Genomic DNA, 15,480 nt, shown 5'->3' with positions numbered 1-15,480 from the left:
GAAAGGGCACCACCATGAAACCGCACCGCACCGCACATCGCAAAGCCCGCTGGCGGCGGATGACCCCGGCTCTCGCCGCGGGCGCCGTCCTCGCCCTCGGCCTGCCCGCCACCGCGCAGGCCGACACGACCCCGACGCCGCCGCAGTACGCGGCGGCGGGCAGCACGACCATGAAGGGCGGCCTGACGAGTGACATCGCAGGCTCCGCCTACCTCGGCAAGGACGGCCGGTTCCACTGGACCAATGCCCTCACGGCCTACAGCACCAACCCCGGGAGCGCATGGGCGCGCACCTTCACGAACACCGACATGGGCGCCGTGTCGGACGGCATGGGCACGACGACCCAGCGGGTGCAGGCACCGGCCTACTACGCCGACGCCGGCACCATCTGCTACCAGCTCGACAAGGATCCGACCTTCCCCATCCCCTCGCCGCAGCAGGACGACCACTGCGACGTCATCGGCGTCTGGGTGGATCCGCAGGGCACCTGGCACGCGCTGCTCAATGACGAGTACCAGTTCGATCCCTGGCAGACCAAGGGGGCGAACGCCTCGATCGCGGACAAGGTCTCCACCGGCCATCACAACAACCGGATCCTGCTCGCCACGTCGAAGGACGAGGGCGGCTCCTGGCAGTACGCGGGGCCGGCGCTCACGTCGGCGTGGGACGACGACCAGGTCATCGACTCCGCGGCCTCGCCGGGCCAGTCCTACCCGTTCGGGAACTCCGGCTGCCGACTGTTCATCGACTACTCCACCGGCTACTTCTACATCACGTACAACGTGAAGATCTACAAGAAGCCGGCGTCCTCGACCCTGGCCAGCTGGACCGAGATGGCGCGCGCGCCGATCAGCGGCGGTATGGCCAGCGGCACCTGGCAGAAGTGGTACGACGGCGCGTGGTCGCAGCCGGGGGTCGGCGGCATCGACGGCAACGTGAACTCCATCGGCGGGCTGAACGTCTCGTACGACCCCGCGACCGATCTCATCGCCTGGCACGGCTCCGGCGACCACGCCGACGCCTCGTACCAGGCGGCCAAGGTCGGCGCCGACCACCTGATCGCCTTCGCGGACGCCTCCGGGGCGACGTACACGGCGAACACGCTGGCGCACACGATCGTGGACGATGCGACCGGGCAGTCCGCTCCGGACCGCACGGTCTCGTACCGTGATCCCGTGACCGGGCAGGACATGACGCTCAAGGCCGTCGACGACAAGTACGAGAACGGCGTCAAGGTCGTGACGGGCGGCATCTACGTCACCCAGACGGATCCGTCCTCCGGTGCCGCGCAGACCGTCGACCTCATCACGAACAGCGCGTACTACAAGGATCCGGTCTCGAAGCATCTGTACCTGCCGTCGGCGAACAACGAGTCGGCCATCTCGTACAACGCGTTCTCGGGCCTGTACCGCATCGTCGGCTACGACGGAAACGTCTACGAGACCGCGGACCTCGGCGACCCGAACTCCTGGAAGGTCGTCGGCCTCATGCCCGCCGGGTCCAACGGCGGCTACCTCACCTCGCTCGACAACGGCAGCCTGACGAACCAGAACGTCACAGGGCGCTCCTTCCTGACGATCTCGGATCTGAACGGCAAGGTCGTCGACATCGCGCAGACGGCAGGGACCGGATCTGCGGCGGTGAGCACGGAGTACACGCCGCGCGACACGGCGGGGCAGGCGGTGAACGCCGACTCGGCGTATGTGCTGCGCGTCGGCGGCAAGGCCGTGACCGCGAACCGGGGCCCCGGGCTGGACGGCGGGAACGGCGCGGCGACGGGGGTGACCACCTGGCGACTCCAGCCGGTGAAGGACGTCCGCGGCGACGGCGAGAACAGCGGGTTCTACCGTCTCGTCGACGGTTCGACCGGCCGCACCCTGCAGGTTCCGGGAGCAACGCCGGCCGAGAAGCGCGCGGTGGACGCCGTGGTCGGCGTGGGCGCTCAGGAGGCCGACGGCACGCCGCTGACCTCGGCGAGCCTCGGAACACCGGGCGGCAGCGATCAGTGGTACCTGCAGCGGGTGGCGACCCAGGGCACCTCCCTCGACGGCGCCACGACCTACCGCCTGGTCAACCGCAACAGCGGGCTCGCCCTGCAGTACGTGAACGATCGCATGCGGCTGGAGCAGCAGACTCCCGGCGACGCCGCGCAGTACGTGACGCTGACCGTGCGATAGACCGTCGCGACGGGGCCGGAGCGGCGCTCCCGGTCCGGCCCCGTCGCGCAGATCCGAAAGGAAAGAGATGACAGAAGACGACCAGATCCCCACCGCCGAGGTGTTCCGCGCGGCGGTGGTGGGCGTCGGCGCCCGTGCCGGCGTGGCACGGCACGTCGAGTCGGTGGGAGGCAGGGTGGTCGCGGCCGTGGACCCGGCGCCGCAGTCCCGCGCCCGTGCGGCGCAGCTGTTCGGCGACGTGCCGGTGTTCGCCTCCGTCGCCGAGCTGCTCGCGTCGGAGGTGACGCTCGACGGCGCCTTCGTCACGACCCCGGACTTCACGCACGCCGAGGTCGCGGTCGAGCTCCTCGAAGGCGGTGTCCCGGTCTACCTGGAGAAGCCCCTGGCCATCTCGATCGAGGACGCGGATCGGATCCTGGAGACCGCGTACCGCACGGGGTCCAAGCTCTACGTGGGGCACAACATGCGGCACATGCAGGTGGTGCGCATGATGAAGGACATCGTCGATCGCGGGGAGATCGGCGAGGTCAAGGCGATCTGGTGCCGTCACTTCGTCGGCCACGGCGGCGACTACTACTTCAAGGACTGGCACGCCGAGCGAGACAAGTCGACGAGCCTGCTGCTGCAGAAGGGCGCGCACGACATCGACGTGATGCATTGGCTCGCGGGCACGTCCTCGCGGACGGTCGTGGGCGTCGGCGACCTCGCGGTCTACGGCGCGGTCGAGTCGCGGCGCGACAACTCCGACCGCCGCATGGGCGACTGGTTCTCGATGGACAGCTGGCCTCCGCGCGCACAGCAGGATCTGAATCCCGTGATCGACGTCGAGGACATCTCGATGATCATGATGCGCACCGACTCCGGCGTGCTGCTGAGCTATCAGCAGTGCCACTTCACGCCGGACTACTGGCGCAACTACACGGTGATCGGCACCGAGGGGCGCATCGAGAACTTCGACGACGGCACCGGCGGCGAGATCCGCCTCTGGAACGCGCGCAGCGACTACCTCGAGAAGGGGCACGCGCGCTATCCGATCGAGGACGGCGGCGACGGCGGGCACGGGGGAGCGGATCCGCTCACCGTCGCCGAATTCGTCGAGTTCGTGCGTCACGGCACCCCGACCGACACCAACCCGATCGCGGCGCGCGACGCGGTCGCCGCGGGGGTGGCCGGCGCGATCTCGATCCGCTCCGGATCCCGGCCGCAGGAGATCCCCGTCCTGTCCGACGAGATGCTCGAGTACTTCACCGCCCACCAGCCCGCACGGGGCTGAGACGCGCTGCCGGGAACGACGAAGGAGGGCCGTCCTGGCGGGCGGCCCTCCTTCGCGGGGGAGGCGTTACTTCGAGGTGCCCTGCGACACCGATCCCTGCAGCTGACGCTGGAACAGGATGTAGACCAGCAGCACAGGGACGATCGTGATGATCACCGCGGCGAACATCGCGCCGAAGTCCACCTGGTAGCCGGCGGACGACGCGAAGGCCGCCATGCCCTGGGACAGCACGTAGTTGTCCTGGTTCGTGTTCAACGAGATGGGCAGCAGGAACTGGTTCCACAGACCGAGGAAGTTCATGATGGCCACGGCCGCGAGCCCGGGCTTGGCCATCGGCAGCATCACCTGGAAGAACGTGCGCCACTCGCTTGCGCCGTCCACGTAGGCCGCCTCCTGGATCTCGTAGGGCAGGGACTTGAAGAACGAGAACAGGAAGAACACCGTGAACGGCAGCGCGAACGCGACGTACGTGATGATCAGCCCCGGCAGCGTGTTCAGCAGCCCCATGCCCTGCAGGACGAAGAACAGGGGAACGATCGCGAGGAACACGGGGAAGGTGAGTCCCGCGAGCATCAGGTAGTAGATCACCCGGCTTCCCGGCACGGAGAACCGCGCGAGCACGTAGGCGCACATGGCGCCGAGGAGCATCACGAGGATCAGGGCCGAGCCGACCACGATGACCGTGTTGAGGAACATCGGGCCGAAGTTGTTCTTGACCCAGGCGTTGACGTAGTTGTCGAAGTTCCAGTTGGCCGGCAGGCCGAACGGGGACTTGAAGATCTCCTTCGTCGTCTTGAACGAGCCGAGCAGGGTCCACAGCATCGGCAGGATCACGACGAGCGACCAGAGCGCCAGCACGACGTGCGAGACGCCGCCGACCACCTTGTCCGAGTTCGTGGACTTCGTCGCGCGGATCTGCTTGGCGGCCTTCGGGTCGACCGTCACGGCGGCGCGGGTGTCGAGACTCATGCGCGTCCTCCTTCGTCCTTGCCGCCGACGAGGCGGAACACGCCGATGACGAGGCCGGCGAACACCAGCGTCAGAATCGCGAGGACCACGCCCATGGCGCTGGCCAGGCCGAACTGGCCCTTCTCGAATGCGGTGCGGAACAGGTACTGGCTCATCACCAGGGTGCTGTTGTTCGGGCCGCCGGAGGCGTTGAGGCCGGCCATGTAGACGAAGGCGTCCAGGGCCATGATCCCCAGGTAGATGTAGGCGGTCTGCACGTTGTCGCGGATCTGCGGCAGCAGGATCGAGACCACCGTGCGATACCGTCCGGCGCCGTCGATGCGCGCCGCCTCCAGCGTCTCCGCCGGGATGCCCTTGATGGCTGCGATGAACAGCACCATGTAGAAGCCGACCATGCTCCACACGATCACGAAGATGGTGGCGCCCATGGCGGTGCTCTGGTCGCCGAGCCACGCGAAGCTGTTCGTGTCGATCCCCAGGAAACCGAGCGCGCCGTTCAGAAGGCCGTTCGGGGCGTAGATCATGCTCCACAGGATCGCGATGACGATCGCGGGGATGACGTACGGGAAGAACGACACCACCCGGTAGAAGCTGGAGCCGGTGAGGCCGCGGACCTGACCGTGGCTCGGGCCGCCGACCGTGATCATGCTCGCGAAGACGAGCGCGATCACGATGGTGATGAGCGGCACCACGATGGCGAGCAGCGCGTTGTTGGTCATCGCCTGCAGGAAGGTCGAGTCCTGGAACAGCTTCACGAAGTTGTTCAGCCCGACGAAGCTCATGTTCGGCGAGAAGCCCGTCCAGTTGGTCATCGAGTAGTAGACGGCCTGGATGAACGGGGAGATGACGAACACGAGGAACAGTGCCACGGGCAGCACGAGGAACACCAGCAGGAACGACACGTAGTCGAAGGTCAGCCGGCGCCGCCCCAGGCGGGGGGCCTTGCGGCCCCCCGCCCGAGCAGCAGTGACCGCGGCTGTCTGCAGCCCCGGGCCCCCGCTGGGAGTTGAATAGCTCACTTGATCTCGATCTTCTTGATGGAGCTGTCGTTGCGGATCTTGTCGGTCAGGTCCTGCAGCGCCTTGGTGATCTCGGCGACCGTCATCTTGCCGTCCAGGAACGAGTTCCAGATCGGCAGCTGGTCGGAGTTCATGCCGTAGAGGCCGAACGCCTTGATCGTGAAGACGTTGTCGCCCGCCTTGTCGAGGAGCTCCTTCTGCGACACCAGGGCGCTCGAGCCGAAGCCGTCGTCGGGGACGATGCCCTTGACGATGGTCGGGGCCAGCTTGCTCTTGGCGAACGCGGTCGCGGACTCCTTGGACAGCATCGTGCGCAGCAGCTCCTTGCCGCCGGCGGGGTTCTTCGCCTTGGACGGGACGATGAACGGCTCGCCGGCCTCGGCGCGCAGGGTGCCCTTGGGGGTCTTCTGGTTGCCGTCGAGCGGGAGCTCGCCGATGCCCTTCATGGTGAAGCCGTCCGCGGTCTGCTTCTTCATCTCGTTCTCGATCCACGAGCCCGAGGGGTAGAGCAGAGCAGCCTGGTCCAGGCTCCACTGCGACTGCGCCTGCGTGAACTGCGTGCCCGCGCCGCCCGGCTTCATGTAGCCGGCCTGGATCAGCTCGTAGAAGATGTTCAGGATGTCCTGGATGATCGGGTTCGACCACGCATCCGCCTTGAGGTTCTCCAGCGGCAGGCGCACGTCGTCGCCGCCCTGGATGACCGCCGAGTCGACGACGAGCGTCTGGTAGTACGTCGCCGCCTCCTTGCCCCAGACGAAGAGGTACTTGCCCTTGGCCTTGGCGGCCTCGCCCAGCGCCTTCAGGTCCTGCCAGCTGGTGGGCACCGTGAAGCCGTTGTCCTTGAACAGCTTCTCGGAGTACCAGATGCCGTAGACCGTCATGACGTAGTTCAGGGCCACGAACTTGCCGTCGAAGGTGCCAGGATCCTTGACGCCGCCGTAGAGCGTGTCGCTGATCTTGGTGCCCTCGAGGTTGTTCGCGTCCAGGACGTCGTCGAGCGTCTCGAGCTGGTCCAGGATCGTGTTCCAGCCGATCTGGTTGGCGCCCGAGTTGTCGATGAGGTCCGGCGGGTTGCCGCCGACGAAGCGCGGCTGCAGCTCCTGGGCGATCTTCGTCGAGGACGAGACCTTGACGGTCACGCCGCCGAGCTTCTTGTTGCCCTCCATGACCTTCGCCGCGTTCTCGACGTAGTCCACGCCGTAACCGCCGTTGAAGATGACCGCGTCGACCTTCGAGTTGGCCGCGATGCCGAACGGGTTGTCGGCAGACTTCGTGCCGCCGGCGGCGCCGCCGCCGCCACCGCCGCCCGGAGCCGCGCACGACGCCAGGCTGACGCCGAGGGGCACCATGACGGCAGCGAGGGCCGCGCCGCGCAGCAGTGAGCGACGGCTGATGGAAGCGTCTCTGGTTTCCATGTGATTCTTGCCTTCCTAGTGGGTGGTGAGGGAGAGGGGAGGATGGGTCTGGGGGGCTCAGGCGCCGCGACGGAGCCGGTCGAGGTAGCGCGCCTCGAGCGCGGAGTTGTGCTCGTCGCCGCCGGGGATGTTCGCCGAGATGTACATCGGAGGCACCTCGCCGGCGTCCGCGAGGGTGCGGGCGACGCCCAGGGTGAGGAGCTGGGCGATGAACGCGGCGGTGATCGAGGAGATCGCGCCGGCGGAGATCGTGTCGGTGACCTGGAGGGTGGAGTCACCGTACGGGGCGAGGTTGTCGATGACGACGTCGGCGATCTCGCTGAGCCGCTTGCCGCTCGGGTGCTTCGGCTCGACGCGCGCGGTGTGCTCGAGGCTCGTCACCGCGATCACCTTGTGGCCGTGCTCCTTGGCCCAGAGCGCCACGCCGACGATCGAGCCGTTGACGCCCGAGTTCGAAGCGATCACGAACACGTCGTTCTCGGTCACCGGGGAGACGGCCATGAGCTCATCGACGACCCACGGCTCGCGCTCGAGCGATCCGGTCAGCACATCGGCGGTGCGCTCGCCGTGTAGGACGATGTCGCGCAGGGCGATGCGGTTGGTGGGGATGAGCCCGCCCGCGCGGCCCGCGATCTCCATCGCGAACGCCTCGGAGTGCCCGGTGCCGAACGCCTGGATGACACCGCCGTCGCGGAGGGCCGCGACGAGCAGGGCGATCGCGGGGTCCAGCGCGCCGTTCTCGGCGTCGGCGGCGAGGCGCTCGAGGCGTGTCTCGGCTTCGCGCAGCAGATCCTGGGGGGAGGCGCTCATCGGGTGGACTCCTTCTTCTGGCGTTTGGTGCCGCGTTCGTCGGGGAACGACTGCCCGCGGCGGTGGGCGGACACGGCCATGGCGCTGGCCGCGAGTCGGGTGGCTGCCTGGCCGAGGGTGCGCTGCGCCACGAGCACGTAGAGCAGGTCGATGACGAGCAGCTGCGCGTGCTTGATGGACAGGTCGTCCGGGCGCTGCGCCGGGTTCTCGGAGGCGGTGATCAGGGCGACGTCGGCGCTGGAGGCGAGCCAGGAGTCGGCGTCGGTGGTGATCGCGACGGTGAGGGCGCCGGCCGCGCGGGCGTGCGACAGCATCTCGATGGTCTCCTCGGTGCGGCCGGTGTTCGAGATCCCGACGGCGACCGATGAGGCGTCCTGCAGCACGGCGCTGGTGAGACCGTCGTGCACGTCGGACCACGAGTGCGCGTTCACCCCGATGCGGTAGAGGCGCCCGCGGAACTCGTCGGCGATGACGCCGCTGCCGCCCACGCCGTAGATGTCGACGTGCCGGGCCTCGGCGATCGCCCGGGCCACGAGCTGGACGTCGTCGAGGTCGAGCAGGCCGGTGGTGATCTCCATGCTCCGCGTGTGCAGGCCGAGCAGCGTCAGCAGCACGCGGTCCGCGGGGTCGTCCTGGCCGATGTCCTCGGCGATGTCGGTGCGCCAGGTCGTGCCGGCGTCGCCGCGGCCCGACTCGGCGGCCACGCCGACGCGGAACTGCGTGTAGCCCTCGAAGCCGATCGCGCGGCAGAACCGGGTGACGGTCGCGGCCGAGGTGCCGGCCTGATCGGCGAGCTCGGTGATCGTGAGCTCGACCGGGGCCGTGGGGTGGGCGGAGATCACGTCGGCGATCTTGGCCATGGCCTTGGGCATCGCGGGACGCCGCAGCGAGATCCGCTGCGCGATCGACAACTCGTTGCCGACGTCCTGCATGAGTGGCACCATAGCCTCCGGTGAAAACGCGTCGTGCTACGACGGGGTTCGGGTGAAAAACATTCTCATCGGCTCCCGGCGGAAAAATCAAGTAGGGCAGATAACAAATTGGGGTTCAACATGCTCGTGATGGGTGTCGACGCGGGTGGGACGTCCACCAGGGCGGTGCTCGCGACCGCAGAGGGCGAGTGCATCGGATACGGTCGCGGTGGCAGTGGAAACCCCACCTCATCGGGGATTCCTACCGCGCTCGCCGGCGTCCGCGGCGCGATCTCCGGGGCCCTTGACGGCACCGGCGCCACCCTCGCCGACGTGGCGGGGATCGTCATCGCGATGGCCGGTCACGATGCGCGCGGCGGCGCGTCGGACTGGATCCTGGATCCGCTCGCTCAGGACGGCTTCGCCGGCACGCTGACGTTCGAGTCCGATCTGCTCGCGATGTATTCGAGCGGCGCGGTCGCCCCGGTGGGGTACGGCGTGGTGTGCGGGACCGGGGCGAGCGCGGTGCGCGTGGAGGGCGGACGCATCGTCGCCACCGCGGACGGTCTGGGCTGGCTGCTCGGCGACCGCGGCAGCGGCTTCTGGATCGGGCGCGGTGCGGCCGCGGCCGCGGTGGACGAGCTCGAGGGGATCGGGCCGTCCACGGTCCTGACGTCCCTGGTGCTGCGGGCGACCGGGGCCGTGGGGGAGGGGCGGAGCGCCGAGGGGCGCCCCGCAGCCCTCGAGCAGCTGGTCCGGGCGCTCTACACCCGGCGACCGGTGCAGCTTGCCGAGTTCGCGCCGCTCGTGTTCGATGCGGCGGACGCGCAGGATCCCGTCGCGGTCCGGATCCTGACCGATGCCGGCGAGCAGCTCGTCCGCACGCTCGAGCTGGTCAGCGCGCGGCCGGGGCCCGTCGTCGCGGGCGGCAGCATCGTGTCCCGGGACGGCGTCCCGCAGCGGCTGCTGCGCGATCATCTCGCGAACGCGTTCGGCGACCAGCCGTTCGTGCTGGTGGACAGCGGCGCCGCCGGGGCGACCATGCTCGCCCTGCGGCACGCCGGCGTCGCCGTGGACGAGGGAACGCTCGCGCGCGTGCGCACCGGGATCCCGGTCTGACGCGACGGTCCGCCGGGCGGCACGCCGTAGAATCGGAACCCTATGAATCCCGAAGCCCTCGCCGCAGCGATCCTGTCCGTCCTCGTCCCGATCGCGGACGAGCGACGACCCGGGGAGCCGCTCGCGCTCGACGCCGCCGACATCGTGCTGGAGCGTCCGCGCAACCGCGACCACGGCGACTGGGCGACCAACGTCGCCATGCGCCTCGCCAAGCAGCTCGGCACGAATCCGCGGGAGCTCGCGCAGCAGATCGCCGACGGGCTCGCGACGGTGGACGGGATCGCCTCGGCCGAGGTCGCGGGACCCGGCTTCCTCAACGTGCGCCTCGAGGCCGGCGCTGCCGGCGCGCTCGCGAAGGTGATCGTCGATGCGGGCGAGGCCTACGGGCGGAACGACTCGCAGGCCGGGCGCTCGATCAACGTCGAGTTCGTGTCGGCCAACCCGACCGGGCCGCTGCACATCGGGCACACCCGCTGGGCGGCTCTCGGAGACGCGATCGCGCGCCTGCTCGACGCGAGCGGTGCGACCGTCGCCCGCGAGTTCTACATCAACGACGCCGGCGCGCAGATGGAGCGCTTCGCGGGTTCCATCGTCGCGGCCGCGAAGGGCGAGCCGACCCCGGAGGGCGGCTATGCGGGGAGCTACATCGCCGACATCGCGCAGCGCGTGCTCGCAGACCGGCCCGATTTCCTGACCCTCGACGATGCCGAACAGCTGCTCGTCGCGCGCGAGCTCGGCTACCGGTACCAGCTCGCCGAGCAGAAGGAGTCGCTCGCGAAGTTCAACGTCGTCTTCGACGTGTGGTTCTCGGAGCGGATCCTGCACGCGAAGGGGGAGGACGGCGGTCCGAGCCTCGTCGACCAGGCGGTCGACCGCCTGCGCGCCCAGGGCCACGTCTTCGACCAGGACGACGCGGTGTGGGTGCGCACCACCGATTTCGGGGACGACAAGGACCGCGTGATCCGCCGCTCGAACGGCGAGTACACCTACTTCGCTGCGGACGCGGCCTACTACCTGAACAAGGGCGACCGGGGCTTCGAGCACAAGATCTACCTGCTCGGCGCCGACCACCACGGCTACGTGCACCGTCTGAAGGCGCTCGCGGGCGCGGCCGGCGACGATCCCGAGAAGGATGTCGAGGTGCTCATCGGGCAGCTCGTGTCGGTGGGTGGGGCGCGCCTCAGCAAGCGCGCGGGCAACATCATCGAGATGGACGACCTGCGCGAGTGGCTCGGCACCGATGCGCTCCGGTACTCGCTGGAGCGCTCTCCCGCCGACTCGCCGCTGTCGCTGGATCCGGAGCTGCTGCAGAAGCGCACGAACGACAATCCGGTGTTCTACGTGCAGTACGCGCACGCGCGCACCCACAACGTGGCACGCAACGCCGCCGACTCCGGTGTCGATCGCTCAGTGTTCGCCCCCGAGCTGCTCACGCACGAGACCGAGTCGGCGCTGCTGGGCGCACTGCAGGAGTTCCCGCGGATCGTGGCGTTCGCCGCGGAGGTGCGCGAGCCGCACCGTGTGGCGCGCTACCTGGAGGAGCTCGCCGGGCTCTACCACCGCTGGTACGACAACTGCCGGGTGATCCCGCAGGGCGACGACCCGGTCGAGGACGTGCACCGCACCCGCCTGTGGCTCAACGACGCCACCGGCCAGGTGCTCCGCAACGGTCTCTCGCTGCTGGGGGTCTCGGCGCCGGAGCGGATGTGACATGAGCGGCGCGGACGAGGGCACCCACCCGACCGAGCCGTATCCGCAGGATCTCGGCCAGGAGCACCCGACGGTGCCGCTGCCGCGCGGCGCCGCGCCCGGTGACGGCGTGCCGCCGCGGCCCCCGCTGCCGTCGGCGCCCGTGGCGGTCGCTCCGCCGCGCCGCCGGGCGCGCTGGCCGTGGGTGCTCGGCGTCGTGCTGGTCGTGCTCGCCGGGATCGTGGTCGGCGGCGAGTTCGTCGCGCGCGCCGTGGTCGCCCAGCAGATCCGCTCCCAGGTGATCACGGCCCTGAAGCTCCCGGCGGACCAGCAGCTCGACGTCGCCGTCGGCGGGATCGTGCTGCCGCAGCTCGTCGCCGGACGCCTGGACGACGTCCATCTGTCGACGAAGAGCGTCGCGATCGGGCCGATCACGAGCGCGGTCGACGTCGACGCGACGGGCGTGCCGATCCGTGGCGGCGCCCTCGGCAGCGCCACCGGCACCTTCCGCATCACGGCCGATCAGCTCGAGGCGGCGGTCAAGGCTGCTGCGGGCGCGTCGACGCCGATCGAGTCGGTGACCATCGACGGCGCCGGGGTGAAGGCCGCGGGCACGGTGTCGCTGTTCGGTGCGAGCGTGCCCCTCGCCCTCGCGCTCACTCCGGGGGCGGAGAACGGCGAGCTCACCTTCACGCCGACCTCGGCGTCGATCGGAGCGCTCACCGTCGACCCCGACACGGTCGCCTCGTCGCCGTTCGGCGCGGCGCTCAAGCCGCTCTTCGCGACGCAGAAGGTCTGCATCGCAGACCGGCTCCCCGCCGGCGTGCACCTGGGCGGGCTGCGGGTGAAGGACGGGGAGCTGATCGCCACCTTCACCGCGGACAGCGCGATCACGACGGATCCTGCGCTGCTCGAGAACGGCACCTGCCCGGCGTCCTGAGTCAGCGAGTCCCGCCCCGCTCCGCCTTCAGGGCCTCGCGCGCGGCGTCGCGTTCGGCCGTGGTCGCGGCCAGCAGACGCTCTGCCCGGTCCAGTCGACGCTCCGCGAACGAGCGCGGCTGTCCCGAGGTGCGATCCTCGCCGTCCTCCACACCGGTGATGATCCAGGCGCCCGCCAGCAGGACGACCTGCGAGGAGAGGTTGAGCCACAGCAGCAGCGCGATGAGCGCGGCGAAGGAGGCGAGCAGCGGATTCGCGGAGGCGCTGCGGACGAACAGCGTCGACAGCTGCTGCAGCACGAGCAGGCCCGCGCCGCCGATCGCGGCGCCCGCCCACAGGGTCCTCGCATCGGCGCGCACCCCGGAGAGCACGGCGAAGACCGACGCCACGAGCGCGGTGTCGAGGGCGAAGACGACGACCAGCGACACGATCCGCTCCGTCCATGCCGCGGCGACCGCATGCTCGGCGCCCAGGAGGACGGCGATCCGGTCGATGCCGAACGAGCCGATCACCGTCGCCGCGGCCGAGAGCGCGAAGCCGACGCCGATCCCGGCGGCGAGTCCGAGGTTGCGCAGGATCACCCAGTACCACTGCACGTCGTCGGCCAGGCGGCCGGCGAGGGTGCGCAGCGCGATGCGCAGCGACCCGATCGCGCCGAGAGCCGCCCCGATGAGGCCGACGAGCGAGGCGGCGCCCGCGATCGAGAGGCCCGTCGGCGCCGCGATGGTCGTGGGGTCGATGAGCCCGTCGGATCCGATCAGCCCGGGCACGGCGGCGTCGACGGCCCGGATGAGCGCGGCGAGCGCCTGCCTGTTGCCGGACAGCCAGAGCCCCGCGACGGAGAAGCCCAGCAGCACCGCGGCGAAGACGCTGAACAGCGCGCGGTAGGTGATGCCGTCCGCCAGGGCGGGGCCGTGCTTCTCCGCGTACAGCAGCCAGGTGCGCACCGCCCGCCAGCGCAGCACGCGTGCCAGCATCGCGTCGATCCGCTTCTGGATCCGCGTCTTCTCTGCCGGTGCGTGCTCGGAGTCGGTGCGGGTGCCCATGCGTCGAGCGTAGCGAGAGGGGTGGGTGAGGTCGGCGCCCCTTGACGCGGGGTAGGGGGGATGGGGTAGTGAGCGGCGCCGCGTCGCAGGGGGCAGACGCGACGCCCTTCATGTGGGGAAGAGTAGTGATTCGATGTGAACTTTCCGTGCGCTGATCTGGAGTTCTCCGCGAGGGAATGTCGGTGCCCCCGGGTTGAATGGGGTCATGACGAGCTCCATGGCGATGGCGGATCCGGGTGTCGACCCGGCCAGGCTGCTGGACGCCGTGGTGAGCGGTCTGGCGGCGACGGAGGCGTCGATCATCCGCCTGCAGGCGGTGAAGGAGGGCTTCCTCGCCGTCGCGCAGCGGATCGCCGACGATCTCGCCGGCTCCCTGGAGCACGGGCCGTCGGCGGAGCTGGCGCATCGGTCGGTGGCGGCGGAGCTCGCGGGCGTGCTGCACATGTCGGATCGGGTCGTGCAGGGGCGGATGTCGCAGGCGGCGCAGCTCGTGCACCGGTTCCCCGAGACGATGCGGGCGTTCGCGGAGGCGCGGATCGGGCTGCCGCATGTGCGGCAGATCCAGGACGCGGGGGCACGGTTGAGTGACGCCGTCCGGGCGGAGTTCGAGGCGGTCGCGGTCGCCGCGTCGGAGGGCGAGACCCCGCACCGGGCGAAGGCCGTGGTGGAGCGGGTCGCGGAACGCCTCGCGCCGCGGTCGCTGACCGAGCGACACCGGCAGGCGCAGGAGAAGCGTCGGGTGTGGCGGGAGGATCTCGGCGACGGGCAGAAACTGCTGGGGCTCATCCATTCCGCCGCGATCGTGGACGGGATCTACGACCGGTTGAGTCAGCAGGCCCACGCGGTCACGACCGCGAACGCCCGGGCCGTGAAGGGCGAGCCGATGCGGGATCCGTTCGGCGACCCGGCCGATGCGCGCACCGTCGACCAGCTGCGCGCGGACCTGTGCGCGGATGTGCTGCTCACCGGCACCCCGTCCGGGCACGACACCGCAGACGGACTGTTGTCCGCGATCCAGGCACGGGTGGAGGTCACCGTCCCCGTGCTCACCCTGATCAACGCGACCACCGGATCCGACGCACCACACGCTCCCGAACAACCCGGGGAACTCACCGGCCGATCCCCGATCGACACGGACACGGCACGGATCCTCGCCGGCGACGTCACCTCCTGGGAACGGGTACTGACCCACCCCGTCACCGGCGGGGTCCTCGCGGTGGATCGGTACCGGCCCGGCGCAGATCTGCGCCGCCTGCTGCACGCCCGGGACGCCCGCTGCCGGTTCCCGACCTGCGGGCTCCCCCCGAGCGCACACGACCTCGACCACACCATCGACGCGGCACACGGCGGGCCGACCGACGCGGGCAACCTCGGCGGCCTCTGCCGACGACACCACGTCCTCAAACACCACACCTCCTGGACCGTCACACAACGCGGCGCCGGGATCCTCGAATGGACCAGCCCCACCGGGCGCACCTACATCGACACCCCACCCGCACCCGTCACCTTCACCACCACAGACCCCTACCCACCACCCGAACACCGCCCGCCCTTCTGAACCAGGGACGGCCGACCTGATCGTCGTGACCCGGTCGGCGCCGACGGCGGCGGACCGTCACGTTCGGTGCATGCTCACGTCTCCGTCGCGACGACCTCGGCCTTGAACCCCTCGCTGTTCTCCAGCCAGCCCGCGTAGTGGTCGGGTCCGCCCGCGTGGGGGGTACCGATCGTCGTACAGCGCGTTCCAGCCGTGCTCCGGCGCCTCGGCCATCAGGCGGTCGACGTCGCTCCTCGACCCGCCGTGGAAGGCGAGGTGGTTGAGGCCGGGAAGCCTGCGGTCATGCCTTTCGCCGCGCAGTCCGGGGGGCACGCAGACGGTGAGATAGGAGTCATCCGCCCGCCAGGAGCTTCCGTCCTCCCAGGCGGCGTCGAGCGTGAAGCCCAGGCGGTCCAGGAGCCAGGACCACTCGGACCGCGCGCGATCCAGATCCGCGACCCACAGCTCGACATGATGGAATCCGCGCACGATCACATCCAAGCAGGTCGGGTGCCGCGCGGCCGTCACACCCGTCGGGTCGGGGCAGTGCGGTGCTCTAGAATTCTCAGAACCCGG

Annotated in this window: 12 protein-coding genes and 1 pseudogene; 6 read left to right on the top strand and 7 right to left on the bottom strand. The window is 69.9% G+C overall.

The features are described 5' to 3' along the window. The first annotated feature begins 14 nt into the window (after positions 1-14). Together NFX31_RS10985 and NFX31_RS10980 are read left to right on the top strand one after the other, a co-directional pair. Positions 15-2,177 carry a hypothetical protein gene (locus NFX31_RS10985; RefSeq protein WP_262955711.1) on the top strand — a complete coding sequence of 721 codons (2,163 nt, stop codon included), beginning with the start codon at positions 15-17 and terminating at the stop codon, positions 2,175-2,177. Between the two features lie 67 nt (positions 2,178-2,244). Beyond that, on the top strand, positions 2,245-3,450 hold the full coding sequence (locus NFX31_RS10980) for a Gfo/Idh/MocA family protein (RefSeq protein ID WP_262955710.1): 1,206 nt from the start codon (positions 2,245-2,247) through the stop codon (positions 3,448-3,450). Positions 3,451-3,516: 66 nt separating this feature from the next. On the opposite strand, the gene NFX31_RS10975 is transcribed toward NFX31_RS10980, so the two are convergent. The 5 genes from NFX31_RS10975 to NFX31_RS10955 are packed head-to-tail and all read right to left on the bottom strand — an operon-like array spanning position 3,517 to position 8,595. Next, a complete protein-coding gene (locus NFX31_RS10975; RefSeq protein WP_045249083.1) occupies positions 3,517-4,419 on the bottom strand; it encodes a carbohydrate ABC transporter permease in 903 nt (300 codons plus the stop codon). After that, on the bottom strand, positions 4,416-5,438 hold the full coding sequence (locus tag NFX31_RS10970; RefSeq protein WP_052674116.1) for a carbohydrate ABC transporter permease: 1,023 nt from the start codon (positions 5,436-5,438) through the stop codon (positions 4,416-4,418). The genes NFX31_RS10975 and NFX31_RS10970 overlap by 4 nt, the downstream gene beginning before the upstream one ends. After that, complete coding sequence (gene ngcE, locus NFX31_RS10965) at positions 5,435-6,853, bottom strand: N-acetylglucosamine/diacetylchitobiose ABC transporter substrate-binding protein (protein ID WP_045249082.1); 1,419 nt, start codon at positions 6,851-6,853, stop codon at positions 5,435-5,437. Before ngcE ends, NFX31_RS10970 begins: the two co-directional genes overlap by 4 nt. A 57-nt stretch (positions 6,854-6,910) precedes the next feature. Next, positions 6,911-7,663 carry a sugar isomerase domain-containing protein gene (locus NFX31_RS10960; RefSeq protein ID WP_045249081.1) on the bottom strand — a complete coding sequence of 251 codons (753 nt, stop codon included), beginning with the start codon at positions 7,661-7,663 and terminating at the stop codon, positions 6,911-6,913. Next, complete coding sequence (locus tag NFX31_RS10955) at positions 7,660-8,595, bottom strand: MurR/RpiR family transcriptional regulator (protein ID WP_169748192.1); 936 nt, start codon at positions 8,593-8,595, stop codon at positions 7,660-7,662. Before NFX31_RS10955 ends, NFX31_RS10960 begins: the two co-directional genes overlap by 4 nt. 120 nt (positions 8,596-8,715) lie before the next feature. Here NFX31_RS10955 and NFX31_RS10950 point away from each other — a divergent pair, with 120 nt between their 5' ends. From NFX31_RS10950 to NFX31_RS10940, 3 genes are read left to right on the top strand one after another with little or no spacing between them, the layout of a single operon-like run. Next, on the top strand, positions 8,716-9,693 hold the full coding sequence (locus NFX31_RS10950) for an N-acetylglucosamine kinase (protein ID WP_052674115.1): 978 nt from the start codon (positions 8,716-8,718) through the stop codon (positions 9,691-9,693). A 42-nt stretch (positions 9,694-9,735) separates the two neighbouring features. Continuing rightward, positions 9,736-11,403 (top strand): arginine--tRNA ligase, encoded by a 1,668-nt coding sequence (gene argS, locus NFX31_RS10945; protein WP_091481833.1) that lies wholly within the window; start codon positions 9,736-9,738, stop codon positions 11,401-11,403. A gap of 1 nt (position 11,404) precedes the next feature. Beyond that, positions 11,405-12,322, top strand: a complete 918-nt coding sequence (locus NFX31_RS10940; protein WP_091481829.1) for an LmeA family phospholipid-binding protein — start codon at positions 11,405-11,407, stop codon at positions 12,320-12,322. Between the two features lies 1 nt (position 12,323). Here the strand turns inward: NFX31_RS10940 and NFX31_RS10935 are convergent, their stop codons facing one another. Further along, positions 12,324-13,367: a YhjD/YihY/BrkB family envelope integrity protein gene (locus NFX31_RS10935; RefSeq protein WP_082072437.1), complete on the bottom strand. Its 1,044-nt coding sequence runs from the start codon at positions 13,365-13,367 to the stop codon at positions 12,324-12,326. A 205-nt stretch (positions 13,368-13,572) separates the two neighbouring features. On the opposite strand from NFX31_RS10935, the gene NFX31_RS10930 reads away from it, so the two are divergent. Next, complete coding sequence (locus NFX31_RS10930; RefSeq protein ID WP_262955703.1) at positions 13,573-14,925, top strand: HNH endonuclease signature motif containing protein; 1,353 nt, start codon at positions 13,573-13,575, stop codon at positions 14,923-14,925. 74 nt (positions 14,926-14,999) lie between these two features. Here NFX31_RS10930 and NFX31_RS10925 read toward each other — a convergent pair. Continuing rightward, positions 15,000-15,393 (bottom strand): annotated as a pseudogene (locus NFX31_RS10925) (VOC family protein). Positions 15,394-15,480: the final 87 nt, after the last annotated feature.

The organism is Microbacterium azadirachtae, assembly GCF_025583665.1.
Classification (GTDB): domain Bacteria; phylum Actinomycetota; class Actinomycetes; order Actinomycetales; family Microbacteriaceae; genus Microbacterium; species Microbacterium azadirachtae.
The sequence above is the reverse complement of the archived record's forward strand: the minus strand, read 5'-3'. Positions and strand labels throughout refer to the sequence as shown.

Excerpts from the sequence above, each read along its gene's own strand:
- NFX31_RS10985 (WP_262955711.1), top strand. The coding sequence starts at position 15 with ATGAAACCGCACCGCACCGCACATCGCAAAGCCCGCTGGCGGCGGATG.
- NFX31_RS10980 (WP_262955710.1), top strand. The coding sequence starts at position 2,245 with ATGACAGAAGACGACCAGATCCCCACCGCCGAGGTGTTCCGCGCGGCG.
- NFX31_RS10975 (WP_045249083.1), bottom strand. The coding sequence starts at position 4,419 with ATGAGTCTCGACACCCGCGCCGCCGTGACGGTCGACCCGAAGGCCGCC.
- ngcE (WP_045249082.1), bottom strand. The coding sequence starts at position 6,853 with ATGGAAACCAGAGACGCTTCCATCAGCCGTCGCTCACTGCTGCGCGGC.
- NFX31_RS10960 (WP_045249081.1), bottom strand. The coding sequence starts at position 7,663 with ATGAGCGCCTCCCCCCAGGATCTGCTGCGCGAAGCCGAGACACGCCTC.
- NFX31_RS10955 (WP_169748192.1), bottom strand. The coding sequence starts at position 8,595 with ATGCAGGACGTCGGCAACGAGTTGTCGATCGCGCAGCGGATCTCGCTG.
- NFX31_RS10950 (WP_052674115.1), top strand. The coding sequence starts at position 8,716 with ATGCTCGTGATGGGTGTCGACGCGGGTGGGACGTCCACCAGGGCGGTG.
- argS (WP_091481833.1), top strand. The coding sequence starts at position 9,736 with ATGAATCCCGAAGCCCTCGCCGCAGCGATCCTGTCCGTCCTCGTCCCG.
- NFX31_RS10940 (WP_091481829.1), top strand. The coding sequence starts at position 11,405 with ATGAGCGGCGCGGACGAGGGCACCCACCCGACCGAGCCGTATCCGCAG.
- NFX31_RS10935 (WP_082072437.1), bottom strand. The coding sequence starts at position 13,367 with ATGGGCACCCGCACCGACTCCGAGCACGCACCGGCAGAGAAGACGCGG.
- NFX31_RS10930 (WP_262955703.1), top strand. The coding sequence starts at position 13,573 with ATGACGAGCTCCATGGCGATGGCGGATCCGGGTGTCGACCCGGCCAGG.